Annotated in this window: 26 protein-coding genes; 18 read left to right on the forward strand and 8 right to left on the reverse strand. The window is 69.3% G+C overall.

The genetic code is table 11. The annotated features are described in order from the left end of the window. Positions 1 to 62 precede the first annotated feature (62 nt). The 3 genes from ABD808_RS36535 to ABD808_RS36545 all read left to right on the forward strand — a co-directional run bounded on the left by ABD808_RS36535 (position 63) and on the right by ABD808_RS36545 (position 2578). Positions 63 to 320, forward strand: a complete 258-nt coding sequence (locus ABD808_RS36535) for a hypothetical protein (RefSeq protein WP_344907434.1) — start codon at positions 63 to 65, stop codon at positions 318 to 320. A gap of 160 nt (positions 321 to 480) precedes the next feature. Continuing rightward, positions 481 to 1047, forward strand: a complete 567-nt coding sequence (locus ABD808_RS36540) for a DUF3000 domain-containing protein (RefSeq protein WP_344907437.1) — start codon at positions 481 to 483, stop codon at positions 1045 to 1047. 325 nt (positions 1048 to 1372) lie between these two features. Next, complete coding sequence (locus ABD808_RS36545) at positions 1373 to 2578, forward strand: ribonuclease D (protein WP_344907673.1); 1206 nt, start codon at positions 1373 to 1375, stop codon at positions 2576 to 2578. A 28-nt stretch (positions 2579 to 2606) separates the two neighbouring features. Here ABD808_RS36545 and ABD808_RS36550 read toward each other — a convergent pair whose 3' ends face one another. The 5 genes from ABD808_RS36550 to ABD808_RS36565 all read right to left on the reverse strand — a co-directional run bounded on the left by ABD808_RS36550 (position 2607) and on the right by ABD808_RS36565 (position 5017). Then, positions 2607 to 3044, reverse strand: a complete 438-nt coding sequence (locus ABD808_RS36550) for a hypothetical protein (protein ID WP_344907440.1) — start codon at positions 3042 to 3044, stop codon at positions 2607 to 2609. Between the two features lie 65 nt (positions 3045 to 3109). Next, positions 3110 to 3631 carry a hypothetical protein gene (locus tag ABD808_RS36555; protein ID WP_344907442.1) on the reverse strand — a complete coding sequence of 174 codons (522 nt, stop codon included), beginning with the start codon at positions 3629 to 3631 and terminating at the stop codon, positions 3110 to 3112. A 133-nt stretch (positions 3632 to 3764) separates the two neighbouring features. Further along, positions 3765 to 4073: a MerR family DNA-binding transcriptional regulator gene (locus ABD808_RS38735; protein ID WP_425549020.1), complete on the reverse strand. Its 309-nt coding sequence runs from the start codon at positions 4071 to 4073 to the stop codon at positions 3765 to 3767. A 165-nt stretch (positions 4074 to 4238) separates the two neighbouring features. Continuing rightward, entirely contained in the window at positions 4239 to 4640 is a 402-nt protein-coding gene (locus ABD808_RS36560; protein ID WP_344907445.1) for a hypothetical protein, read from the reverse strand. Next, positions 4619 to 5017 (reverse strand): ATP-binding protein, encoded by a 399-nt coding sequence (locus ABD808_RS36565; protein WP_344907448.1) that lies wholly within the window; start codon positions 5015 to 5017, stop codon positions 4619 to 4621. Before ABD808_RS36565 ends, ABD808_RS36560 begins: the two co-directional genes overlap by 22 nt. Before the next feature lie 136 nt (positions 5018 to 5153). Between ABD808_RS36565 and ABD808_RS36570 the strand changes: the two genes are divergently transcribed. The 3 genes from ABD808_RS36570 to ABD808_RS36580 all read left to right on the forward strand — a co-directional run bounded on the left by ABD808_RS36570 (position 5154) and on the right by ABD808_RS36580 (position 6499). Then, the gene (locus ABD808_RS36570) at positions 5154 to 5960 is read left to right on the forward strand and encodes a helix-turn-helix domain-containing protein (RefSeq protein WP_344907450.1); all 807 of its coding nucleotides are present in this window, start codon (positions 5154 to 5156) and stop codon (positions 5958 to 5960) included. Then, positions 5951 to 6136, forward strand: a complete 186-nt coding sequence (locus ABD808_RS36575) for a DUF397 domain-containing protein (protein ID WP_344907452.1) — start codon at positions 5951 to 5953, stop codon at positions 6134 to 6136. The genes ABD808_RS36570 and ABD808_RS36575 overlap by 10 nt, the downstream gene beginning before the upstream one ends. A 177-nt stretch (positions 6137 to 6313) precedes the next feature. Continuing rightward, positions 6314 to 6499: a DUF397 domain-containing protein gene (locus tag ABD808_RS36580; protein WP_344907454.1), complete on the forward strand. Its 186-nt coding sequence runs from the start codon at positions 6314 to 6316 to the stop codon at positions 6497 to 6499. 98 nt (positions 6500 to 6597) lie between these two features. On the opposite strand, the gene ABD808_RS36585 is transcribed toward ABD808_RS36580, so the two are convergent. Beyond that, positions 6598 to 6924, reverse strand: a complete 327-nt coding sequence (locus ABD808_RS36585) for a hypothetical protein (RefSeq protein WP_344907457.1) — start codon at positions 6922 to 6924, stop codon at positions 6598 to 6600. Positions 6925 to 7025: 101 nt separating this feature from the next. On the opposite strand from ABD808_RS36585, the gene ABD808_RS36590 reads away from it, so the two are divergent. From ABD808_RS36590 to ABD808_RS36625, 8 genes are all read left to right on the forward strand, one after another. Then, the gene (locus ABD808_RS36590) at positions 7026 to 7295 is read left to right on the forward strand and encodes a hypothetical protein (RefSeq protein WP_344907676.1); all 270 of its coding nucleotides are present in this window, start codon (positions 7026 to 7028) and stop codon (positions 7293 to 7295) included. Continuing rightward, positions 7288 to 7893: a DUF6879 family protein gene (locus ABD808_RS36595; protein ID WP_344907459.1), complete on the forward strand. Its 606-nt coding sequence runs from the start codon at positions 7288 to 7290 to the stop codon at positions 7891 to 7893. Before ABD808_RS36590 ends, ABD808_RS36595 begins: the two co-directional genes overlap by 8 nt. A 74-nt stretch (positions 7894 to 7967) precedes the next feature. Then, complete coding sequence (locus tag ABD808_RS36600; protein WP_344907461.1) at positions 7968 to 8627, forward strand: DUF6082 family protein; 660 nt, start codon at positions 7968 to 7970, stop codon at positions 8625 to 8627. 353 nt (positions 8628 to 8980) lie between these two features. Next, the gene (locus ABD808_RS36605) at positions 8981 to 9877 is read left to right on the forward strand and encodes an SMP-30/gluconolactonase/LRE family protein (RefSeq protein ID WP_344907462.1); all 897 of its coding nucleotides are present in this window, start codon (positions 8981 to 8983) and stop codon (positions 9875 to 9877) included. 72 nt (positions 9878 to 9949) lie between these two features. After that, positions 9950 to 10612: a response regulator transcription factor gene (locus ABD808_RS36610; RefSeq protein WP_344907464.1), complete on the forward strand. Its 663-nt coding sequence runs from the start codon at positions 9950 to 9952 to the stop codon at positions 10610 to 10612. Beyond that, a complete protein-coding gene (locus ABD808_RS36615; protein WP_344907466.1) occupies positions 10609 to 11856 on the forward strand; it encodes a sensor histidine kinase in 1248 nt (415 codons plus the stop codon). Before ABD808_RS36610 ends, ABD808_RS36615 begins: the two co-directional genes overlap by 4 nt. Before the next feature lie 53 nt (positions 11857 to 11909). Next, positions 11910 to 13112, forward strand: a complete 1203-nt coding sequence (locus tag ABD808_RS36620; RefSeq protein ID WP_344907469.1) for a thiolase family protein — start codon at positions 11910 to 11912, stop codon at positions 13110 to 13112. Further along, positions 13109 to 15196 carry a 3-hydroxyacyl-CoA dehydrogenase NAD-binding domain-containing protein gene (locus tag ABD808_RS36625; protein ID WP_425549021.1) on the forward strand — a complete coding sequence of 696 codons (2088 nt, stop codon included), beginning with the start codon at positions 13109 to 13111 and terminating at the stop codon, positions 15194 to 15196. Before ABD808_RS36620 ends, ABD808_RS36625 begins: the two co-directional genes overlap by 4 nt. 205 nt (positions 15197 to 15401) lie before the next feature. On the opposite strand, the gene ABD808_RS36630 is transcribed toward ABD808_RS36625, so the two are convergent. After that, complete coding sequence (locus tag ABD808_RS36630) at positions 15402 to 16613, reverse strand: RNA-guided endonuclease InsQ/TnpB family protein (protein ID WP_344907474.1); 1212 nt, start codon at positions 16611 to 16613, stop codon at positions 15402 to 15404. A gap of 149 nt (positions 16614 to 16762) precedes the next feature. On the opposite strand from ABD808_RS36630, the gene ABD808_RS36635 reads away from it, so the two are divergent. The 3 genes from ABD808_RS36635 (at position 16763) to ABD808_RS36645 (ending at position 20090) form a co-directional block, all read left to right on the forward strand. Then, a complete protein-coding gene (locus ABD808_RS36635) occupies positions 16763 to 18268 on the forward strand; it encodes an amino acid permease (RefSeq protein WP_344907477.1) in 1506 nt (501 codons plus the stop codon). 38 nt (positions 18269 to 18306) lie between these two features. Further along, positions 18307 to 19656 (forward strand): FAD-dependent oxidoreductase, encoded by a 1350-nt coding sequence (locus ABD808_RS36640; protein ID WP_344907480.1) that lies wholly within the window; start codon positions 18307 to 18309, stop codon positions 19654 to 19656. 68 nt (positions 19657 to 19724) lie between these two features. Next, positions 19725 to 20090: a hypothetical protein gene (locus ABD808_RS36645; RefSeq protein WP_344907483.1), complete on the forward strand. Its 366-nt coding sequence runs from the start codon at positions 19725 to 19727 to the stop codon at positions 20088 to 20090. Here the strand turns inward: ABD808_RS36645 and dxs are convergent. After that, positions 20087 to 22015 carry a 1-deoxy-D-xylulose-5-phosphate synthase gene (gene dxs, locus ABD808_RS36650; protein ID WP_344907486.1) on the reverse strand — a complete coding sequence of 643 codons (1929 nt, stop codon included), beginning with the start codon at positions 22013 to 22015 and terminating at the stop codon, positions 20087 to 20089. The two genes, ABD808_RS36645 and dxs, sit on opposite strands and share 4 nt — an antisense overlap. Before the next feature lie 150 nt (positions 22016 to 22165). Here dxs and idi point away from each other — a divergent pair, with 150 nt between their 5' ends. After that, positions 22166 to 22744 (forward strand): isopentenyl-diphosphate Delta-isomerase, encoded by a 579-nt coding sequence (idi, locus tag ABD808_RS36655; protein ID WP_344907678.1) that lies wholly within the window; start codon positions 22166 to 22168, stop codon positions 22742 to 22744. Positions 22745 to 22791 lie beyond the last annotated feature (47 nt).

A 22791-nucleotide genomic window follows, 5' to 3' on the forward strand; every position in this document is an offset into this window, starting at 1 on the left:
TCCCGCATTCTGTCACCGCCGCGTGCGAGCGTGATTCGTGTCATAGCCGAGGGAGGTCCCCCGTGTACTGCTCCACCTGCGGTGATGAACGGGTGTTCGAGAGCCCGCCGTGTCCGGACGGCCACGGTGCGGAGTGCCCCGAACGGGCCTGCGTGGACTGCGGCTCGGCCGTCCTGGTCGGCTCCGCGCTGACCGCGCCCGCCCGCGCCGACACCACCGCCCACGCCACCGCCCACGCCGACATCACCCCCGACGCCGATACCGCCTCCGAGGCCGATACCGCCTTCGACGCCCCGGCGACCGTGCGAGCCGTGGCCTGACCGGCCCGGCCCCCGAGACGAAACCTGTGCTGTGCCTGCATCCCCTCCGCGCCCTCCCGGCGCCACCGCGCCCGCCCGCGGCGGCGCGCCGTCCAGGAACCATCGACCCGACACCTCCCCTCGCACCCGTCCACGCACCCGCGACCAGGGCGGTCCTTCCATGAACCCACCTGCCTTCGAGCGGGCCCTGGCCACCCTCCGCGAGATCCTCGACGGCCCCGGCGTCCGGCCGGAGCTCGATCTGGAGGACATGCCGGCCCCGCAGAGCCTCGCGCCCCACGCGGCGGCCATGTCCGGCAGCGTCTACCGCGACGACGACACCGAGGTCGCCATGGGGCGCCTCATCGTGCTCTACGATCCCGACGGCGACAGTGGCTGGACGAACGGTTTCCGCATCGTCGCCTACATCCGCGCCGACCTCGAGCCCGACATCGCCGCCGACGAGCTGATCGGCTCCGTCGCGTGGGACTGGCTGCTCGAGGCGCTGGAGCCCGCCGGGTACGCGGGCGTGTCCGGGACGATCACCCGCGCGGTGTCGGAGAGCTTCGGCGACAAGCGCGACGAGCCGTCCACCACCGAGTTGGAGCTGCGGGCGTCCTGGTCCCCGACCGGCGATGATCTCGCTCCGCACGTGGCGGCCTGGTGCGAGGTGATGTGCACCACGGCGGGGCTGCCGCCGGCCGGAGTCGCCGCGCTGCCGGACCGCCCTGGTGGCACCGGCGGTTGAGCGACGTACGGTAGGGGACGTGAGCACAGCGTCCGAGACCGGGGCGGCGGGGGACAACGCGGGAGCAGACAGCCTTTTTCGTCGGTCCGCGTCCCGGAACCCTCGCACGGCTCGTCGATCCGGAGATGAAAAAGGTTCAGTGGGAGTGTCGGAAACGCGCGCCACCGGCCCCGAGCGGGACACCGGTGCGGAGAGCACAGCCGCGAAGCGGCCAGGGACCGTTCCAGAGCAGACCCTCCGGCGGCCGAAGGCCGAACCGGGCGGCAGTCCGGGCGGTGGATCGGGCAGTGGCCCCGACGACGAGGCCGACACCGGTCCCCCGGCCGTGCCGCTGCTGGAGCCGCGCGAGGGCGTCCCGCCCGTGCTCACCGGCGCCGCCGAACTGGAACGTGTCATCGCGGCGTTCGCGGCGGGCACCGGCCCCGTGGCGGTCGACGCCGAGCGGGCCTCCGGCTACCGGTACGGGCAGCGCGCGTACCTGATCCAGCTGCGCCGCGCGGGCGCGGGCACCGCCCTGATCGACCCCATCGAGCTGCCCGACCTGTCCGGGCTGGACGCCGTGCTCGCCGACACCGAGATGGTGCTGCACGCCGCCAACCAGGACCTGCCCTGCCTGGCCGAGGTGGGGCTCGTGCCGCGCACGCTGTTCGACACCGAGCTGGCGGGGCGGCTGCTCGGCTACCCGCGCGTGGGCCTCGGGTCCATGGTCGAGAACGTGCTGGGGTTCGTGCTGGAGAAGGGGCATTCGGCCGCCGACTGGTCCACGCGCCCCCTCCCGGAGGACTGGCTGCGCTACGCCGCGCTCGACGTCGAACTGCTGGTCGAGCTGCGCGACGCCCTGCACGACGAGCTGGAGGCCGCGGGCAAGCTGGAGTGGGCGCTGGAGGAGTTCGCCACGATCCTGACGACGCCGCCGAAGCCGCCGCGGGCCGATCCGTGGCGCCGCACGTCCGGGATCCACCGCGTCCGGAACCGGCGGGCGCTCGCGACCGTCCGGGAACTCTGGGAGACGCGCGACACGATCGCCCGCGAACGCGACCTGTCGCCCGGACGGGTGTTGCAGGACGCCGCCATCATCGAGCTGGCGCAGCGGGCCCCGCGCACCCCCGCCGACCTTCAGGCGCTGCCGACGATGCGGGGCCGTGGCGCCCGCCGTCACTCGTCGGCGTGGCTGCGCGCCGTCGCCCGCGCCCGCGAGCTGACCGACCGCGGGCTGCCCGAGCCGACCGTCCCCGGGGACGGGCCGCCGCCCGCGCACCGCTGGGCCGACCGCGACCCCGAGGCCGCCAAGCGCCTCACCGCCGCGCGCGCCGTCGTCGCCGGGCTCGCCGAGGAGCACTCCATGCCGTCGGAGAACCTCGTGCAGCCCGACTTCGTCCGCCGCCTCGCCTGGTCGCCGCCGGACGAGGCGTCCGCCTCGGCGATCGGCGCCGCCCTGCGCGGGCTCGGCGCCCGCCGCTGGCAGGTCGAGTTGACCGCGCAGCCCCTCGCCCGCGCCTTCCTCCGCCTGGAGACCAAGGAAGACCTCTGAACGACATGTGGGCCGGGCCGGGCCTCGGTCAGAGGTCCGGCAGGGGGTCGTGGGGGAAGCTGTCGCGGGAGAAGACCTCGGCGTCGGCGGCGTTGACGACCGAGACGTACTCGTCGTCCAGCTCGAAGCGCGCGCCCGCGAACTCGAAGGACGCGCCCGCGCTGATCTCCACCGGGCCGATGCGGGTGCCGCGCGGGTAGCTGCCCCAGACGCTCTTGGGGGTGGCGCGGTTCAGCGGACCGGTGGAGACCACCGCGATCCGGTCGTCGGTGACGACGAAGACGAAGCTCGCCCCGCCGCCGAGGCTCGACGCCAGGAAGACATAGCGGATCTCCCCGTCGATGCCGAGGAACTCACGGCAGCGTTCGCGGAGCGGACGCGGCACCGGCACGGACAACACCTCCCCGGCGAACGTCGCGGACCGACACGACCGTACGGCCGCCGTACGGCCGTACCAATCATGCACCCGTCCACCTGGGCGTTTCCAGGGGTCAGATCGCGCTCGACGGTGCCGGTGCCCGGGGCCCTGCCTCAGTTCCCGGAGCCCGGCAGGCTCACCAGATGGGTCCGGCACTGCTCGACCGCCGTCCGGGCGGCGTGCGGGTCGAGGATCGGGCCCGGAGCCTTGAACCGCCCGTTCGGGTACAGGTCGGGCAGCTTGACCCCGTGCTCGCGCATGCACCGCGCGAACCCGTCGAGCCGCGCACGGGCCTTCGGGTCATTCAGATCGGGCAGCTTCGATCCCGTCATCAGCTGGGACCTGCATTTCTCCATCGCGCCCTTCAGATTCTCCGTGTTGACGCCTTTGTCGAACCACCTCGGCATCGCCTCGTCCCGGTCCGGGACGTCCACTCCGTTGTCCCGCAGGCATTTCACGAACTTGGCCCGCGCGTCGTCCGGGGAAAGGGACGCACCGTGGGAGTCCGGCTTCGCCGACGCCGACGCCGACGCCTTGGCCGCCGTCCCGGTCCCGTCGGCCGCCGCGGCCCCGCCGACGCCGCCGCACACGGTGACCGCGACGGTCACCGACGCCGAGACCACCGCCGTCGCCATCCCCACTCCGAGTCGAATCCCCATCGTTTCCTCTCCGCCCAGGTCACGCACCCGAGCCGGACCCATAACAGCGGCACGGGGGTTAAAGCAGCATCAGCCGACCAGAGTCCGAAGGGGGTTCGTCCATGAGAAGCTAGGCGGAGTCGTAGGCGGAAGCGAGCACGACCTCAATGTGATTGCCCAGCACGATCAGCCCCGGCAGATCTCCCCTGTGCTTCTCGAACTTTTCGAGTAACTCAAGCTCAGGGACGTAGTACCGACGCCGCTGCCCCGGTCGATGGATGACGCTGATGACTCCCCGCCGTGCCCACCGCCGAAGGTTGGCCGTGGGTACTCCGGACAACCGTGATGCCTCCGTGGCGCTGACCCACTGTCCGCCCGACTTCAAGTAGATGACGGCGAGCCATCCCCACCGCAGGGGCTTCTCCGCTGAACTCTGCATCCGTTCCTCCAGGTCTATGAGACAGGGCCCCTGTTCCTCCCCCTCACCTTGAAAGGAACAGGGGCCCCAGAAACGGCACTGAGATCTCCACGGGGACAGATCTCAATGACGTCTCTTCGGAATGAGGGGCGCGTCCCCCCAGGTCCCACGCCCCTCGCTGGTCTGTTACCAGTCGACGTCCGGGTACATCCGGTGCTTGAGAAGCCTGTCGACCTCTTCGGCCGCGGTCTTCGCGTCGCCACACGGGGACAGATATCCCTGCCTGCCGCGCCGGGCCTCGTGGTACGCCCACATCTGGTTCGGCACCGCACGGGCGTTCAGGACGGTCCCCACATGACCACGCGGACCTGGGACGTACACCCACAGGAAGGGCTCCCAAAGCACGGGCAGTGCTACGGGCATCGGGAACTCTTCGGGCCGGTAGAGCCGGATGGACCGGTAGCCCAGCGGCTGGAGAGCGGCGCTGAGCGTGTCCAGATACCTCACGGCCGTCGACCGACCGAGGCACGTGCGCAGCCGCAGCACGCGCCGCTCCATTCGGACGGTCACCGGTCGAGCCGCGCCCATATGATTTTTCCTCCTTCGGTGATCGGTCGTACGCCCCATTCACGGACGAGCAGCGACATCATGAAGAGCCCGCGCCCGGATTCGGCGCACTCATCGGCTTCCACGATGACCGGCATCTTCTCGCCCTGATCCCATACCTCGATGGCCACGGAACGGTCCCGCTCGTCTTCGACCACCCGGACAATGATCTGCCCGATTTTGACGTGTACGCACACGTTAGCGACGAGTTCACTCACTACGACGCGCCCCACGTAGTCGTCGGCGATTCCCAGATCACAGAAGCACTTAGCGATGAAGTCCCGTGCGCGCCTAGGTGCGTGTTCATTGGGATCAAGGAAGAGCGTCGGCACCTCTGGGGCCTGATCGAGTGCGGGCATCGTACGACCTTTGAGTTCGGCTGTTGTCTTCACACATGAAGACACAGAGATACATACTGAAAGAAGCGAAGCGAGGCACTACCCCCATTCGACTAGCAGTCGTTCACAGACCATTCACACCCGGAGGAAGATCCACATGGCTTCAACCAGCGAAAAGAAGATGGACGTGGACCCTGAGCTGGTCGGATTCGCTCGCGAGTTCCGTCGTCGGCGGGAAGCGGCGGGGCTGAACCAGACGGAGCTAGCCGAGCAGGTCAACGTGGCGCGGTCATACATCAGCCATGTAGAGCGAGCGCGAACCAAGTGCCGTCGAGACTTCACCATCCGGGTAGACAAGGCCCTCAACGCGAACGGGGAACTCGTCAAGGCATGGGATGAACTGGTCGAGATACTCAGAACTATCAAGTATCCGACATATTTCGCACACTTCCCCAAAGCGGAATTCCAGGCCGACATGCTGCGCGGATACGAAATCAGGCTCGTCTACGGCCTCTTTCAAACGGAGGCGTACGCCCGGTTCCTACTCCCGAACGAGGAGGACTTCCAGAGCAGGATACGGAGGCAAGAGATCCTGAAAAGGAACCCCCCACCTCTCATCTCCGTGGTAATGAACGAAAGCGTCCTGTATCGCGAGATAGACTGTCCGAAGACCATGAAAGAGCAGCTCGAATACCTCATCGAACTCTCGGAACGCGAGGGCATCAATATCCAGATCGCTCCCCTGGCCTACTATCGTGGGGTGCGAACGTCCTTCACCATCGCCACCCTCCCGGACATGTCGATGGTCGTGGTCACGGACAAGGCATATGGAGGCGAGACGTCCACGAAGCCGGAAGACCTCAAGAAGACCACCGAAGCCTTCGTTACACTCCAAGCGGAAGCGCTCAGCGCGAAGGAGTCGCGAGCGTTGATCAGAAAGGTCATAGACGAGAGATGGACCTGAGCACCGCCACCTGGCGCAAGGCCACACGCAGCGACGACGACGGAGGCAACTGCGTCGAAGTCGCCAGCGTTCCGGGAACTGTCGCACTCCGCGACAGCAAGAACCCGGACGGTGGTCACATCCTCGTGACCCGCGAGGACTTCCGCCACCTCGCCGAAACCCTCAAGCACCTCTAGCGCGCAAAGACTCCCCCCGGACTCAGAGCCAGCGAGTACCGGGGGCTTTGCGTTCTCAGCCCGCCACGGCCAAACCACTGCCCCGCCCCCTAGGGCCATGCCCTCGTTACACTTGCAAGCGGAGGCACTCAACGTGTAAGGACACGCGAGCCTTGACCAGAAAGGTCATGACGAGAGATGGACCTGAGCACAGCCACATGGCGGAAATCTCGACACAGCGCTCATGACGGCGGCGCTTGCGTTGAGGTCGCGAACATTCCGAACACTGTCGCGCTCCGTGATAGCAAGAATCCGGACGGTGGTCACATCCTCGTGACCCGCGAAGACTTCCGCCACCTCACCGAAACCCTCAAGAACCTCTAGCGCACAAAGACTCCCCCCAGACTCAGAGACAGCGAGTATGTCCCGGAGTCCTCGCTGGAGCTTTCCCGTTCGGCCCTTGCGTACGTGGACCAGCACTATCAGCGCTTGCCGGGCGTGATCGTCCGGCCCTTGCTGCCGATGGCCCTACGGTGTCGGCGGGCCGCCACGGTCACGTAGTCCAGGGTCTGACGCGACAACGTGTGGCGGCCGGTGCCGCGATGGGCGCCGCCGACGTCCAGCGTCGTCGTCGCTTGCTGGCCGGAAGAGGACGCGGCCTGGATCTTGAGTGTCCGGCCTCCCGGTTCGAGCCGTATCTTCCTGAGCTTTTCGAAGAATGATTCGACAGCCAGCAGCGGGGTGCGCAACCGGAGGAACTGAAAGCCGAGCTGGCGGCCGATAATTCGGCCATCCAACGTCACTTTCATGGCAAATTATCGCTGAATGGACATAATGGACAGGGCTTGTTGGTCCTGTGCTTCAGTGGGAAAATTTCTACTGTTGTCAGCGACTGGAAGTGAGCCACATCATGACCAGGCCATGGGAAGCCGATCACGACGCTGGATTCCGTCGGCGGCTGGGCAAGACGGCCGCCGAGGTGGGAGACAGCCGTACGACGCAGGACTGCCCGGAGATCTGGCAGATGGACAACGGCGACATCGCCGTGATCGGCCGCGATGCCACCAGCGCCTACAGCGATCGGCTTCCGCCAGGTGTGAGCATCGGCACCGATGAGCGCCTTGTGATCATCTCCGGTCGGCTGCTCGCCGCCGCGAAACCGGACATCCCAGATGCTTGACCGGATTCCCGAGATCCCTGGTGACGAGCTGGATCACGCGGCCTACCACAGTGACTTCGCGCGCCACGTCGAGGGCCTCCGGGGGGTGATCTGGAAGCTCGAACGCTCCCAGACCTTTCGAGAGGTCGACGACCCCAGTTGGGAGGCCTTTTCGGCCGGAGACTGGCAACGCGCCCTGGATCTCTTGGAGAAGGACCGTGACGCCATCAGTGCGGAGGCTCGTCAGAACCGGCGGCAAGGCTTGACAATCAAGCGCGTTCGCGTGGTCGAAACTCCGTTGACGCCCTACGTCCAGTGGGAGTTGTACGCGCTACGGATGCTCGCGGAAGCGGGCTTCGAGCTGAGCGTGCTTCCTGCGGCGGAACTCGCGTCATTCGAGAGTCGTCGTCAGGTGCCCGAGGTCGTGGTCATCGGCGGGCAGGTTCTCTACCAGATTCGCTACCAGCCTGATTGGACGCCGGACGGGGCCAAACGCGTTGACGTCCCCCACCTGATCAGTACGGTGGCGTCCGAGATCGCCCACTTGTTCCACAAGGGGGAACCGCTCCTCGACTTCTTCGAGCGAGAGGTCGCCCCGCTGCCCGCGCCGACCGTCTGATCTATCGTTCATGGATGCCTTCCGTTCGCATGGGCCGTCGCGGGCTGAGGACGTTCGGTCTCAGCCTCCTGACCATGGTGGTCATCGGCCTGATCGGCGTGTCCCCGTGGGCCCTGCGCGCGTTCGACGGCTCCACTGAGCGGTGGGAGCGGCTGAGCTTCATAGGCCAGACCTACGGTGCGGCATCGGCGCTCGTCGCCGCCGTCGCGTTGGTCGGCATCGTGGCCACCCTCATCCTCCAGGCACGCGAAACGAAGATCAGCCGCGAGGAGGCGCGCCGCATCGCGATAGCGGAACTGCTCAAGATGGCCATGGACGATCCCGATCTCGACGAGGCGTGGGGGCCGGTCCCGGCAGGTGAGAGCCGTAAGGCACGTCGGCAGCTCATGTACATCAACATGATCATCTCGGAATGGCAGATGTCGTTCGAGACGAAGGCCCTCCCAGAGACGCGCCTACGCGCGATTTCCCGGGAGATGTTCAGCGCCCATCCAGGACGTGCTTTCTGGCGTGAAGCTCGTCAAGTGCGGATGAGTACGTCGGAAACTCGGCGCGCCCGCCGCTTCCACCAGATCCTTGATGAGGAATACCACCGTGCGTCCGCTCCCGCACCAAGCCCCCGCCGTCGCCGTCTCTGGGGTCTCATGATCGGGGCTTTGACGGGGGTGGGGTTGATTTCGGTGTTGGGGCGTGTAGCTGCTAGGCGAGCGCGCCGCTTAGGCGGGGACCAGTAGGGCGAGAACGCGGATGCCGAAGAGGCGTAGGGCGTACACCTTGCGGGTCAGTGTTTCTGAGCGCAGGGCGTCCAATAGGGCCCTGGGTTTCACGGACTTTCGCCGGTTCGCCAAAACACTCGAAAACCTCCAGAGCGCACAGAGATCCCCCGTCAGCCGCTTGGGCCCGGGGTTTTCTGTGTTCTCAGCCTGCCAGGCGAAACCAGATCTCACGGCCTAATGGCTCCCCATTGTCGCTGTGGGCCGTGTTCAGGCCTGGCAACCCCGGTACGCTGGGGCTTTGTGAATTGGTCGGTCATAGCGGCGAGAGATGGGTCTGGTCGGTGTGGGCGTGATGCGAGACGTTTGGGTCCATGAGATCTCGAATTCTCGGTACAGCGGTGATCATCGGACTGTTGATTCCGATGGGCGCGACCGCGCAGGCGGCAACGGCTCCGCCGGACCAGATTGCGCTGCCCGCGGGGTTCCAGCCCGAGGGCATCGCGGCCGGTCCGGGGCCGGTGGCGTTCGTCAGCTCCCGGTCGTCGGGCGCGATCTACCGGGCCGACCTGGAGACCGGAAAGGGCACGGTGATCAACAAGGGCCCCGGGACGCCGTCGCTCGGCATGGAGACCCTCGGCGACAAGCTGTACGTGGCCGGAGGGAGGGCCGGAGACGCGCGGACCCTGGACGCGAAGACCGGCGAGGTCCTCCAGAACTTCAAGCTCACGGACAAGGCGTCCTTCATCAACGACGTCGTCGTCACGAAGGAAGGAGCCTGGTACACCGACTCGACCAACCCCACGCTCTACATGACCCCGCTCGACGGGTGCGGGCCGGTCACGACCCTGCCGCTGACCGGAGACATCGTCTACAAGGACGGCTTCAACGCCAACGGCATCACGATGGCGCCGGACGGGCACTCGCTGCTGCTCATCCAGTCCAACGCCGGGAAGCTGTTCAAGGTCGACCCGGCGACCGGCGTCACGAAGGCGGTCGACCTGCACGGCGAGGTCCTGACGGCCGGGGACGGCCTCTACGCCGACGGCACGACGGCCTACGCGGTGCAGAACCAGCTCAACACCGTCGCCGTGATCGAGCTGAACGCCGACGCCACCGAAGGCAAGATCGTCAAGAAGCTGACCGACCCGCGGTTCGACGTCCCGACCAGCGTGGCGCAGGCCGGTGACCGCCTGTACCTGCCGAACGCCCGCTTCAACACCAAGCCCGCTCCCGACACCCCGTACGACGTGATCTCGGTCCAGCCGTAGACCACGCGCTCACCACCCCGCCCCCCGCTTCCCTTACCGGCGTTTAACGTCCCGCCGGACATGATCGGCCGCATGCGTGTTCTGATCGTCGAGGACGAACGAGTGCTCGCGGACGCGATCGCCGAGGGGCTCCGCGACCAGGCGATCGCCGTCGACGTGGTGTACGACGGCGACGACGCCCTGGACCGGGCCTCGTACAACGAGTACGCCGTGGTGGTCCTGGACCGGGACCTGCCGGGCGTCCACGGCGACGACGTGTGCCGGGAGCTGGTGCGACGGCACGGCGACGCGCGGATCCTGATGTTGACCGCGGCCGGTGACGTGGACGACCGCGTGGCCGGGCTGTCGCTCGGCGCCGACGACTACCTGCCGAAGCCGTTCGTGTTCGACGAGCTGGTCGCGCGCGTGCGGGCGCTGGCCCGGCGGTCCGGGCCGCCGGTGCCGCCGGTACTGGAACGGCGCGGCATCCGGCTCGACCCGCACCGGCGCCGGGTCGCGCGCGACGGCCGGGAGCTCCGGCTGACGAACAAGGAGTTCGCCGTCCTGGAGGAACTCCTGCGGGCGGAGGGCGGTGTGGTGAGCGCCGAACGGCTGCTGGAACGGGCGTGGGACGAGCACATCGACCCGTTCAGCAACATCGTCCGGGTCACGATGGCGACGCTGCGCCGCAAGCTGGGCGAGCCGCCGGTGATCGAGACGGTGACGGGCTCCGGCTACCGGCTGGAGACCCGATGAACGCGCCCAGGCTGAACGTCCGGACGCGGCTGACGCTCGTGTACGGGTCGCTGTTCATGCTCACCTCGGCGGTCCTGGTCGCGGTGACGTACTTGTTGACCGTCCGCACCCTGGACGGGCGATTCACCGCGAACGACCGTCTCGACCCGGCGGCCCTCGCGAGGCTGCGGAACATCGGCACCGCCGGCGACCTGTCCGGCCTGACGACGTTGAAGGCGGAGGCGGACCGGGAGCTGGCCCGGCAGAAGCACGACGTGCTGGCGCAGCTCCTGCAAAGCTCCCTGGTCACGATGCTGGTGCTCGGCGTCCTGGCCGTGGTGATCGGGTACGTGGTGGCGGGACGGATGCTGCGCCCGCTGCACACCGTCACGGCGGCGGCGCGGCGGCTGTCGGAGAGCAACCTGCACGAGCGGATCGCGCTGGACGGCCCGCAGGACGAGATCCAGGACCTGGCCGACACGTTCAACCGGATGCTGGACCGGCTGAACCGCGCGTTCGACACCCAGCGCCGGTTCGTCGCCAACGCGTCGCACGAACTGCGCACCCCGCTCACCATCAACCGGACGGTGCTGGAGGTCGCGCTCGCCAGCCGCCGCAACCCGCCGGAGACGAAGGCGCTCGCGGACGTGCTGCTCGGCAACACCGCCCGCCACGAACGCCTCATCGAGGGACTGTTGACGCTGGCCCGGTCCGAGCGGGCCCTCGGCGAGCGGACGGACACGCCGCTGCCGGACGTGGTGCGCGGCGCGCTCGGCCATCTCGACGGGCAGGCCGACGAGGCGTCCGTGGACGTGGAGGCCCGGCTCGCGCCCGCCATCGTGTCCGGCGATCCCGTGCTGCTGGAGCGGTGCGCGGTGAACCTGCTGGAGAACGCCGTCAAGTACAACGTGCGGGACGGTCGCGTGTGGGTCCGGACGGGCGTGCGGGACGGCGCCGCGTTTCTCCAGGTCGTCAACACCGGCCGATCCGTCCCGCCCTACGAGGTCGCGACGATCTTCGAGCCGTTCCGGCGGCTGCGCCCCACCCGAACCGGACCGCGCGACGACGCGCGAAACGGGACACAGAACGGAGTGCGGGACCGGACGGGGTCGGCCGACGGCGCGGGCCTCGGCCTGTCGATCGTCCGGGCGGTGGTGGACGCGCACGGCGGCATGATCGAGACGGTCCCGCGCAGCGGCGGCGGCCTGTCCATCACCATTCGGTTGCCGCTGTCCGCGAGCCTCTCCCCGGCCGTCGGTTACTAGCGAGTAGCATTGGGGGTGACTCACCGGAGCCTCACCGCAGGGAGGGCGATCCCGTGCCTCGCACCGCACGCGACGTCGTGTTCGTCGACGGCGTCCGCACGCCGTTCGGCAAGGCCGGCCCGAAGGGCCTGTACGCGGAGACCCGCGCCGACGACATGGTCGTCCGCGCGATCCGCGAACTGCTGCGCCGCAACCCGTCCCTCCCGCCCGACCGGGTGGACGAGGTCGCCATCGCCGCCACCACCCAGACCGGCGACCAGGGCCTGACCATCGGGCGGTCCGCCGCCGTGCTGGCCGGGCTGCCGAAGAGCGTGCCCGGCTACGCGATCGACCGCATGTGCGCGGGCGCGATGACGGCCGTCACCACGTCCGGGTCCGGCATCGCGTTCGGCGCCTACGACGTCGCCATCGCGGGCGGCGTCGAGCACATGGGGCGGCACCCGATGGGCGAGGGCGTCGACCCGAACCCGCGGTTCCTCGCCGAGAAGCTCGTCGACCCGTCCGCCCTGGTCATGGGCTCGACGGCGGAGAACCTGCACGACCGGTTCCCCGGCATCACCCGCGAGCGCGCCGACGCCTACGCGGTGCGCAGCCAGCGGAAGGTCGCCGAGGCGTACGCGGCCGGGAAGATCCAGCCGGATCTCGTCCCGACCGCTATCCGCTCGCAGGACAAGGGCTGGGGGCTCGCGACGCGGGACGAGCCGCCACGTCCAGGCACCACGATGGACGACCTGGCCGGGCTGAAGACCCCGTTCCGCGCGCACGGCAACGTCACGGCCGGGAACGCCGCCGGGCTGAACGACGGCGCCACCGCCTGCCTGATCGCCGCCGAGGACGTCGCCGCCGAACTCGGGCTGACCGCGCGGATGCGGCTGGTCGACTTCGCGTTCGCCGGGGTGGAGCCGGAGGTGATGGGCGTCGGGCCCGTCCCCGCCACCGAGAAGCTCCTCGCCCGCAACGCCCTCACCATGGACGACATCGGCCTCATCGAGATCAACGAGGCGTTCGCCGTGCAGGTGCTGGCGTTCCTGGAGCACTTCAAGCTCGCCGACGACGACGCGCGGGTGAACCCGTGGGGCGGCGCGATCGCCCTCGGCCATCCGCTCGCCTCGTCCGGCGTCCGGCTGATGAACCAGCTGGCCCGCCATTTCGGAGAGCGCACCGACGTCCGCTACGGACTGACCACGATGTGCGTGGGAATGGGCATGGGCGGGACCGTCCTCTGGGAGAACGCCGCATGGGAGGGCACGAAGTGAGCAGCCTCGGGGAAGTCTTCGCCGACGAAGTCGTCACGCACGCCCACGTCCGGGACGTGACGCTGCCCTACGGCGCGGGCACGCTCGCGCTGATCACGCTGGACAACGGGCACGACCACACCAAGCCCAACACGTTCGGCCCCGGCGGCCTCGGCGAGCTGGACGCGGCCATCGACACGGTCGCCGGACGCGACGACGTCGCGGCCGTGGCCGTCACCGGCAAGCCGTTCATCTTCGCCGTGGGCGCCGACCTCAAGGGCGTCCCGCTGGTCAGGACCCGCGACGACGCCCTGGCGATCGCCCGGCTCGGCCACGACGTGTTCCGGCGGCTCGGCGAGCTGGACGTGCCGTCGTTCGCCTACTACAACGGCGCGGCGATGGGCGGCGGCGTCGAGATCGGGCTGCACTGTACATATCGGACGATCTCGTCCGGCGTCCCGGCGTTCGCGCTGCCCGAGACGTTCCTCGGCCTGGTGCCCGGCTGGGGCGGGACGTACCTGCTGCCGAACCTGATCGGCGCGGAGAACGCCCTCAAGGTCATCATCGACAACCCGCTGGCCCAGAACCGGATGCTGAGGGGCCCGCGGGCGCACGAGTTGGGCATCGCGGACGCGATCTTCGAACCGGCCGACTTCCTGGAGGAGTCGCTCGCGTGGACGGCCCGCGTCCTGACCGGCGAGATCACCGTCCAGCGGCCGGAGGTCGACACGGGCAAGGCGTGGGACGACGCCGTCGCGATGGCCCGCTGGAACGTCGACGGCAGGCTGCACGGCGCCGCGCCGTCCTACGTACGGGCGCTCGACCTGATCGCCGCCGCCAAGGACCGCACCCGTGACGAGGGCTTCGCCGCCGAGGACGAGGCCCTGGCCGACCTGATCATCAGCGACGAGCTGCGCGCCGGGCTCTACGCCTTCGACCTCACCCAGAAGCGCGCGAAGAAGCCCGCCGGGGCGCCCGACAAGGCGCTGGCCCGTCCGGTCGCCAAGGTCGGCGTCGTCGGTGCCGGGCTGATGGCGTCTCAGCTCGCGCTGCTGTTCGCGCGCCGACTGGAAGTCCCGGTCGTGCTGACCGACCTCGACCGGGAACGGCTCGACAAGGGCGTCGGCCACGCGCACGCCGAGATCGACAAACTGCTCGGAAAGGGCCGCCTCTCCCCCGACAAGGCCAACCGGCTCAAAGCGCTGATCACCGGTTCGCTCGGCAAGGACGCCTTCGCCGAGGCCGACTTCGTCATCGAAGCCGTCTTCGAGGAAATGGCGGTCAAGCGGAAGGTGTTCGCGGAGATCGAGGAGCACGTCTCCGCCGAGTGCGTCCTCGCGACCAACACCTCCTCGCTGTCGGTCACCGAGATGGCGGCCGGGCTGGCGCATCCTGAGCGCGTCGTCGGGTTCCACTTCTTCAACCCGGTCGCGGTGCTGCCGCTGCTGGAGATCGTCCGTGGCGGGCAGACCGACGAAGCGACGCTCGCCACCACGTTCGCGACCGGCAAGGCGCTCAAGAAGTCGTGCGTGCTGGTCAAGGACGCCCCGGCGTTCGTGGTCAACCGCGTGCTGCTGCGGCTGCTCGCCGAGATCGTCCAGGCCGTGGACGAGGGCACCCCGATCGAGACGGCCGAGCGCGCCGCGCAGCCGCTGGGGCTGCCGATGCCGCCGTTCGTGCTGATGGGCCTGGTCGGCCCGGCGATCGCGCTGCACGTCAACGAGACGCTGCACGGCGCGTTCCCCGACCGGTTCCCGCTGTCGGGCAACCTGGCCAAGCTGGTCGCGTCCGGCAAGCCCGGCGTGTACCTGCCGGACTTCTCGCTCGACCCGGAGGTCGTGGAGATCTTCGGCGGCGGGACGAACCCGTCCACCGAGGAACAGGTCCTCGACCGGGCGCTGAGCGCGCTCGCCGACGAGGTCCGGATCATGCTGGACGAGGGCGTCGTCGCCGCGCCCGAGGACATCGACCTCTGCATGCTCCTCGGCGCGGGCTGGCCGTTCCACCTCGGCGGCATCACCCCGTACCTGGACCGGACGGGCGTCGCCGAACGCGTCACCGGCCGCCGGTTCCTGGCCCCGGGAGCGGCCTCCCCACCCGCCTGATTCCGGGCCGAAACGGGAAAAGAGGCATTCCGACCATGGTTCGGGATGCCTCTTTTTCTGCATTTCCGCATGTCATCGCCGTGGGCGCCGATGAGCTGATCATAAGGTGCGCGCTGTGGGGCATAGGGCTGACGTTCAGGTGACGGCCATGTGCACGAGGGTGAGGGGAGGGCGGAAGGGCACCGGGATTGACCTCCTCCCCCGCCTAAGAACGGGGGAGTCCACGGGTCGCCCCGTGGGTTTCCTGCTTCACTGCCGACTGCCCCGTCCGGGAGGACTCCCGTTGAGGTCTTACACCGGCTCCACAGGCCGACACCGCCAGCCCGGCGGCCAGAACGTTACGCGCGGCGTTGACGTCCCGGTCGTGCCGGGCGCCGCAACCGCCGCATTGCCATTCCCTCACGTTGAGGGGCATCTTCTGGGTGATGGTCCCGCACTGCGAGCACGTCCGGGTGGAGGGGAACCACCGGTCGATCACCACCAGGTCACGGCCGTACCAGTCGGCCTTGTACTCCAGCATCGTCCGCAACTGGCGCCACGACGCGTCGGAAATCGCTCGGGCGAAGCAGTGGTTGCGGGTCATGCCCGTGACGTTCAGGTCCTCGATCACGACCACTTGGTTCTCGTGGACGAGCCGAGTCGTCAGCTTGTGCAGGAAGTCCCGGCGCCGGTCGGTGATCCGCGCGTGGACTCGCGCGAGTCTCCGCTTGGCCTTGTCCCGGTTCGCCGATCCCTTCTGCTTGCGGGCCAGTTCCTTGTGCGCGCGGGCGAGGCGGTCACGGTCGCGGCGCTCATGGCGGGGGTTGGTGATCTTCTCCCCGGTCGACAGGGTCACCAGCGAGGTGATCCCGGCGTCGACACCGACGGCCCGCTCGGACGGGTCCAGGCGCGTGATGGCGTCGGCGCACAGGATCGAGCAGAACCACCGCCCGGCCGCGTCCTTGGACACCGTCACCGTGGACGGCTCGGCCCCCTCGGGCAGCGGACGCGACCATCGAATGTTCAGCGGCCCGCTCATCTTCGCCAGTCTCAGCTCACCGTCGCGGAACGTGAACGCCGACCGGGTGTACTCCGCGCTCGGCCGGGACTTCTTACGCGACTTGAAACGCGGATAGCGGACGCGTTTGTCGAAGAACCCGACGAACGCGGCCTGCAAATGCCGCAGCGCCTGCTGGAGCGGCACCGACGACACCTCGTTCAAGAACGCCAGGTCCTCGGTCTTCTTCCATGCCGTGAGCGCGGCCGAGGTGTCGACATAGGACATGCGACGCTGCTCGATGTACCAGGCCCGGGTGCGTTCCTCCAACGCCCGGTTATAGACCAAGCGGACACATCCGAACGTGCGGGCGAGTTCGGCCGCCTGCTCGGCGGTGGGGTAGAAGCGGTACTTGAACGCCCGCTTCACGGTCGGCGCCATGCCTCACACATTATCGCAAGATCGGTTAAGTCTTGCCCTCGTGGGGTGGACGGCGGTTCGCCCAGCGGCGAATCGCCTGTTCCCGGCCCGCTCCACAGGGGCCCGATTCCTCCCCCGCCTGAAGGCGGGGATCTCCTCGGAGGTATTCGATGAACCTGCTGCGCACGAAGTCGGTCGAGCAGTCGATCCGCGACACGGAGGCGCCCGAGCATCGGCTTCGGCGCGCCCTGTCCGCGCTCGATCTCACCGTCTTCGGCGTCGGCGTCATCATCGGGACGGGCATCTTCGTGCTCACCGGCCAGGTGGCCAGGGAGAAGGCCGGGCCCGCCGTCGCGCTGTCGTTCATCCTCGCCGCCGTGGTGTGCGGGCTCGCGGCGCTCTGCTACGCCGAGTTCGCCTCGACCGTCCCGGTCGCGGGATCGGCGTACACGTTCTCCTACGCGACGCTCGGCGAGTTCCCGGCGTGGGTCATCGGCTGGGACCTCATCCTGGAGATGCTGCTCGCCTCGGCGGTCGTCTCGGTCGGCTGGTCCGGCTACTTCGCCTCGCTGCTGGACGACGCGGGCGTCACGATACCGGCGTCCATCGCCGCTCCACCGGGCGACGGCGGGACCGTCAACGTCCCGGCCATCGCGCTCGTGCTCGCGGTGACGGCGCTGCTCATCCTCGGCATCAAGATCTCCTCGCGGGTCACCGCCGTGGTCGTCACCGTCAAGGTGTTCGTGGTCCTGCTGGTGATCGTCGCCGGGCTGTTCTTCGTCAAGGGCGCGAACTACGAGCCGTTCATCCCGGCGTCCAAACCGACCGAGGAGGCGGGCGGTCTCGCCGCGCCGCTGATGCAGGTCCTGTTCGGGATCACGCCCGCGACCTACGGCTGGCTCGGCGTCTTCTCCGCCATCTCGATCGTGTTCTTCGCCTACATCGGCTTCGACATCGTCGCCACCGCCGCCGAGGAGGCCCGGCGCCCGCAGCGGGACCTGCCGATCGGGCTCATCGGCTCCCTCATCATCACGGCCGTCCTGTACGCGGCCGTGTCGACCGTCGTCGTCGGCATGCAGCACTACACCGAGCTCAGCACCGAGGCGCCGCTGGCGGACGCGTTCAAGGCCGTCGGGCATCCCGGGTTCGCCACCGTCATCGACGTGGGCGCCGTCGCCGGGCTCATCACCGTCGTGATGATCCTGCTGCTCGGGATGAGCCGGATCTTCTTCGCGATGGGCCGCGACGGGCTGCTGCCGAGCTGGCTGTCGGCCGTCCACCCGCGGTTCGGCACCCCCTACCGGTCGACGCTCATCATGGGCGGGATCGCCGCGGTGCTCGCCGGGTTCATCCCGCTCGCCGAACTCGCGGAGCTGGTCAACATCGGCACGCTGTTCGCGTTCCTCGTCGTCTCGATCGCCGTGGTGATCATGCGCCGGACCCGTCCGGACCTGCCGCGCGCGTTCCGGACGCCCTGGGTCCCGGTGCTGCCCGCGCTGTCCGTCCTGGGCTGTCTGTTCGTCATGATCAACCTGCCCGTGGAGACATGGTTGCGTTTCCTGGCCTGGCTGGTGATCGGCATCGTCGTCTACGCCGCGTACGGCTACCGGAACAGCAGGGTGCAGCGGTCCGCGACGGTCGCCGCGAAAGACCGAACCCGTCCGCCACCCTCATAACGGTGTCGGTTCGGCCTCCGAGTAGGCACAATGGCCGCATGGCTTCTCCGGTGCTCGTCGCGGTGATCGGTTCCGGACCGGCGGGGATCTACGCCGCCGAGGCGCTGGTCAAGCAGACCGACGGGGACGTTCGCGTGGACGTCTTCGACCGCCTCCCCACCCCGTACGGTCTGGTCCGGTACGGCGTCGCCCCCGACCACACGTCCATCAAGTCGATCGCCCGGTATCTCCAGAAGGTGCTGGAGAACCCGGCCGTCCGGTTCTTCGGCTGCGTCGAGCTCGGCCGCGACGTCGGCCGCGCCGACCTGCTGGAGTGCTACGACGCCGTGATCTACTCCACCGGCGCGATGGTCGACCGGCACATGCGGATCCCCGGCGAGGACCTGCCCGGCAGCATCGCCGCGACCGACTTCGTCAACTGGTACTGCGGGCATCCCGACGCCGCCGACCACACCTTCGACCTGTCGGTCGAGGAGGCCGCGGTGATCGGCGTCGGGAACGTCGCGGTCGACGTCGTCCGGATCCTCGCCAAGACGGCCGACGAGCTGCGCGCGACCGACGTCCCCGAGGAGGTCATCGAGACGCTGTCGCGCAGCCGGGTGCGGCGCGTCCACATGATCGGACGGCGCGGCCCCGCGCAGGCGAAGTTCACCACCAAGGAGGCCCGCGAGCTGGGCGAACTGCCGAACGCGGGTATCCACGTCAGCCCCGAGGACATGGATCTCGACCCCGCGAGCGCCGAGCTGGCCGAGAGCGACCGGCACGTCCGCGGCAACGTCAAGGTCGTCAACGGCTGGACGGCCGAGCCGCCCGACCGGCCCCGCCGCATCGACGTGCGGTTCTGGCGCGCGCCCGTCGAGATCGTCGGCACCGACCGGGTCGAGGGCCTGCGCCTCGAACGGACCCGGCTGGACGACACCGGCCGCGTCACCGGCACCGGCGAGTTCGAGACGCTGCCCGTCGGGATGGTGCTGCGGTCGGTCGGGTACCAGAGCGTCCCGCTCGACGGCGTCCCCTTCGACGAGCGCAGCTCGACCGTCCCGAACGACGGCGGGCGCGTCCTCGACGCGGACGGCCGACCGGTCCCCCACGAGTACGTCGCCGGGTGGATCAAGCGCGGGCCGACCGGGGTCGTCGGCACCAACAAGTCCGACGCCGCCGAGACCGTCCGGAACCTCCTCGCCGACCTGCCCGCCGACCGGGAGGCCGCGCCGAAGCGCACCATCGAGGAACTGCTGGAGGCGCGCGGCCTGCGCGTCGTCACCTACGACGACTGGCTCAACCTCGACGCCGCCGAGATCGCGCTCGCCCGCTCCCTCGACCGCGGCGACCGCGTCAAGCTGGCCCGCTGGGAGGCGATGACCTCGGCGTGCCACACCCGGCACTGATTCGGCCCGGCGGCAATATCCCGCGAAAGTAGTGACGGGGATGTCACTCTGACGCTACCGTGCGGCCTGTGACCGGCGGTCCAGAGCTGTACGGGTTCCCTCCACCCGAGACGGTCCCCGACCTCAGGTGGCTGGGCCCCGACTACGTGTCCGTACTCGTCTACGACCTGACGCGGGGCCTCCTGCGCCAGGATCCGCGCACGTCCATCATGGGCGTGCGGTGCGACGGCGAGCCCCGGTTCGACCCCTCGGTCGACACCACCGGCGTGATCCGCGCCCACGACGCCTGCTTCCCGCTCCAGGTCTACGTCCGCGACGGCGCCGGACGCCCCTGGCGCCTGAGCGGGCGATGGACGTACTCCGGACGTGAGCTCGGCACGTCCGCGGCGTCCATCACCCACTTCTGGCAGCTGCTGTCCGCGGAGGGCGTCTAGTCGCGGTCGGAGGTCTCCCGGTCCGGGTCGTGCGCCTCGGTGGAGGTGATCCGGGCGGTGTGCTCGGTGATGTCGCGGGCCAGAGCCTGCGGCGTCAGCCCGATCTCGGTGAGGATCTCGGCCCGCGCGGCGTGGTCGAGGAACTCCTGCGGGATGCCGAACGTGCGGATGGGCGCGTCGACCTCCGCGTCGCGCAGCAGTCGAGCGACGGCGTCGCCGACGGCGCCGGTGCGGCCGTTGTCCTCGGCGACGGCGACGAGCGTGTGGTCGCGGGCGAGGTCGGCCAGCGCCGGGTCGAGCGGCTTCACCCAGCGCGGGTCGACGACGGTGACGCCGATGCCCTGGGCGGCGATGAGCGCGGCGGCCTCCAAGGCGGGCGTCGCCATCGCGCCCACCGCGACCAGCAGCACGCGGGCGCCGTTCGAGCCGTCGTGGCGGGCCAGCACGTCCATGCCGCCGACCGTGTCGACCGTGTCGATGTCTTCGGCGGCCGGGCCCTTCGGGTACCGGATCGCGGTCGGGCCGTCGGACACCGCGACGCACTCGCGCAGCAGCTCGCGCAGCCGGGCGCCGTCACGCGGCACCGCGACGCGCATGCCGGGGACCAGTTGCAGGATCGACATGTCCCACATGCCGTTGTGGCTGGCGCCGTCGTCACCGGTCACGCCGGAGCGGTCCAGCGCGAACGTGACGGGCTGCCGGTGCAGCGCCGTGTCCATCAGGACCTGGTCGAACGCGCGGTTCAGGAACGTCGCGTACAGGGCCACGACCGGATGCATCCCGGCCATCGCGAGCCCCGTCGCGGACGTGGCGGCGTGCTGCTCGGCGATGCCGACGTCGAAGGCGCGGTCGGGGAACGCCTCGGCGAACGGCGCGAGCCCGACCGGGTGCAGCATCGCCGCGGTGATGCCCACGACGTCGGCGCGCTCGCGGCCGATCGCGACCATCTCGTCGCCGAAGACGCTCGTCCAGGCGGGGCCGCCCTTCTTGCGGACGAACTCGCCGGTGGCGGGGTCGAACGCGCCGCCGCCGTGCATGCAGTCCTCGGTGTCGTTCTCCGCCGGGGCGTAGCCGCGTCCCTTGGTGGTGATGCAGTGCACGATGACCGGGCGGCCGAACCCGCGGGCCCGGCGCAGCGCGCGCTCGACGGCGTCCTCGTCGTGGCCGTCGATCGGGCCGACGTACTTGATCCCGAGGTCCTCGAACATGGCCTGCGGCTGGAGGACGTCCTTGATGCCCTTCTTGATGCCGTGCAGCGCCTCGTAGGTGAAGTTGCCGACGACCGGGGCGCGCGGCACGGTCTTCTTGATGAGGTCGAGCGCGTTCTCGTACCCCTGCGTGACGCGCAGGTCGGCGAGGTGGGAGGCGAGGCCGCCGATGGTCGGCGAGTACGAGCGGCCGTTGTCGTTGACCACGATGATGACCGGCCGGTCGATGCCCGCCGCGATGTTGTTGAGCGCCTCCCAGCACATCCCGCCGGTCAGCGCGCCGTCGCCGACGACCGCGACCACGGCGCGGTCGCCCTCACCACGGAGCTGGAACGCCTTGGCGAACCCGTCGGCGTACGACAGGGCGGTGGAGGCGTGCGAGTTCTCGATGTTGTCGTGCTCGGACTCGGCGCGGCTCGGATACCCCGACAGCCCACCGCGCTGGCGCAGCCGGTCGAAGTCGTGCCGCCCGGTCAGCATCTTGTGCACGTACGCCTGGTGGCCGGTGTCGAACAGGACCTTGTCGTGCGGCGAGTCGAACACCCGGTGCAGCGCGATCGTCAACTCGACCGCACCGAGGTTCGGACCCAGATGGCCACCGGTCTTCGAGACCGCCTGGATGAGGAACTCGCGGATCTCCTCCGCGAGCCGAGACAGTTGAGCGGCGTCCAGTCGTTTGAGGTCCCCGGGACCCGTGATCGACTCCAGCAGACTCACTCGTTTCAACTCCTCCATCGGGGATCGCGGCTCCCCTGGCTCGGGCCGTTCCGAGTTTAATCCCGGTTCGCCCCCGGCGCGGGGAGGACCCCCCGCCGCCGCTGCGCGAAACGGCTGCCCCCGGCGGCGCGCATGAGGTAGTAAATGAGCATGGGCGTCGAAGAGATTGTGCTGCTCAACGCGGATGACGAGGCCGTCGGAACGGCCCCGAAGAACGCCAGCCACCATAAGGACACGCCATACCACCTGGCATTTTCATGCTACGTCGTCGACACCGAGGGTCGCGTGCTGATCACTCAGCGCGCCCTCGACAAACGGACATTTCCGGGCGTCTGGACGGGAAGCTGCTGCGGCCACCCCGCCCCCGGCGAGGGGCTCCGCGACGCGGTGCTCCGGCGCCTGCGGGACGAACTCGGCATGCCGGACGCGACCCTCACGTCCGTCCTGCCCCGGTTCCGGTACCGGGCCGTCGCCGAGGACGGGACGGTCGAACACGAGCGCTGCCCCGTCGTGCGCGCGACCGTCCCGGCGAACGGGGACGTCCACCCGAACCCCACGGAGGTCGAGCGCGCCGAATGGTGGACGTGGGAGCGCTGCCTGGAGCTGACCGGAAAGCCCGAGTCATCACCCTGGTACCGCCTCCAACTCGCCGAACTCGCGCCGCTCGGCGCCCCCCGGGACTGGCCTGACGCGGGCCAGACCGACCTCCCACCGGCCCTCGGCTGGTAGTCGCGAGTCCGGGCGGGCGCCGTCTCGGCGCCCGCCCGGCAGACGAA

The organism is Actinomadura meridiana (assembly GCF_039537545.1).
GTDB classification, from domain to species: Bacteria; Actinomycetota; Actinomycetes; order Streptosporangiales; family Streptosporangiaceae; genus Spirillospora; species Spirillospora meridiana.

Bases quoted from the DNA above. Each gene is read 5' to 3' on its own strand.
- ABD808_RS36540 (WP_344907437.1), top strand. From the start codon at position 481: ATGAACCCACCTGCCTTCGAGCGGGCCCTGGCCACCCTCCGCGAGATC.
- ABD808_RS36555 (WP_344907442.1), bottom strand. From the start codon at position 3,631: ATGGCGACGGCGGTGGTCTCGGCGTCGGTGACCGTCGCGGTCACCGTG.
- ABD808_RS38735 (WP_425549020.1), bottom strand. From the start codon at position 4,073: ATGCAGAGTTCAGCGGAGAAGCCCCTGCGGTGGGGATGGCTCGCCGTC.
- ABD808_RS36560 (WP_344907445.1), bottom strand. From the start codon at position 4,640: ATGGGCGCGGCTCGACCGGTGACCGTCCGAATGGAGCGGCGCGTGCTG.
- ABD808_RS36565 (WP_344907448.1), bottom strand. From the start codon at position 5,017: ATGCCCGCACTCGATCAGGCCCCAGAGGTGCCGACGCTCTTCCTTGAT.
- ABD808_RS36570 (WP_344907450.1), top strand. From the start codon at position 5,154: ATGGCTTCAACCAGCGAAAAGAAGATGGACGTGGACCCTGAGCTGGTC.
- ABD808_RS36575 (WP_344907452.1), top strand. From the start codon at position 5,951: ATGGACCTGAGCACCGCCACCTGGCGCAAGGCCACACGCAGCGACGAC.
- ABD808_RS36580 (WP_344907454.1), top strand. From the start codon at position 6,314: ATGGACCTGAGCACAGCCACATGGCGGAAATCTCGACACAGCGCTCAT.
- ABD808_RS36585 (WP_344907457.1), bottom strand. From the start codon at position 6,924: ATGAAAGTGACGTTGGATGGCCGAATTATCGGCCGCCAGCTCGGCTTT.
- ABD808_RS36590 (WP_344907676.1), top strand. From the start codon at position 7,026: ATGACCAGGCCATGGGAAGCCGATCACGACGCTGGATTCCGTCGGCGG.
- ABD808_RS36595 (WP_344907459.1), top strand. From the start codon at position 7,288: ATGCTTGACCGGATTCCCGAGATCCCTGGTGACGAGCTGGATCACGCG.
- ABD808_RS36600 (WP_344907461.1), top strand. From the start codon at position 7,968: ATGGTGGTCATCGGCCTGATCGGCGTGTCCCCGTGGGCCCTGCGCGCG.
- ABD808_RS36605 (WP_344907462.1), top strand. From the start codon at position 8,981: ATGAGATCTCGAATTCTCGGTACAGCGGTGATCATCGGACTGTTGATT.
- ABD808_RS36610 (WP_344907464.1), top strand. From the start codon at position 9,950: ATGCGTGTTCTGATCGTCGAGGACGAACGAGTGCTCGCGGACGCGATC.
- ABD808_RS36615 (WP_344907466.1), top strand. From the start codon at position 10,609: ATGAACGCGCCCAGGCTGAACGTCCGGACGCGGCTGACGCTCGTGTAC.
- ABD808_RS36630 (WP_344907474.1), bottom strand. From the start codon at position 16,613: ATGGCGCCGACCGTGAAGCGGGCGTTCAAGTACCGCTTCTACCCCACC.
- ABD808_RS36635 (WP_344907477.1), top strand. From the start codon at position 16,763: ATGAACCTGCTGCGCACGAAGTCGGTCGAGCAGTCGATCCGCGACACG.
- ABD808_RS36640 (WP_344907480.1), top strand. From the start codon at position 18,307: ATGGCTTCTCCGGTGCTCGTCGCGGTGATCGGTTCCGGACCGGCGGGG.
- idi (WP_344907678.1), top strand. From the start codon at position 22,166: ATGGGCGTCGAAGAGATTGTGCTGCTCAACGCGGATGACGAGGCCGTC.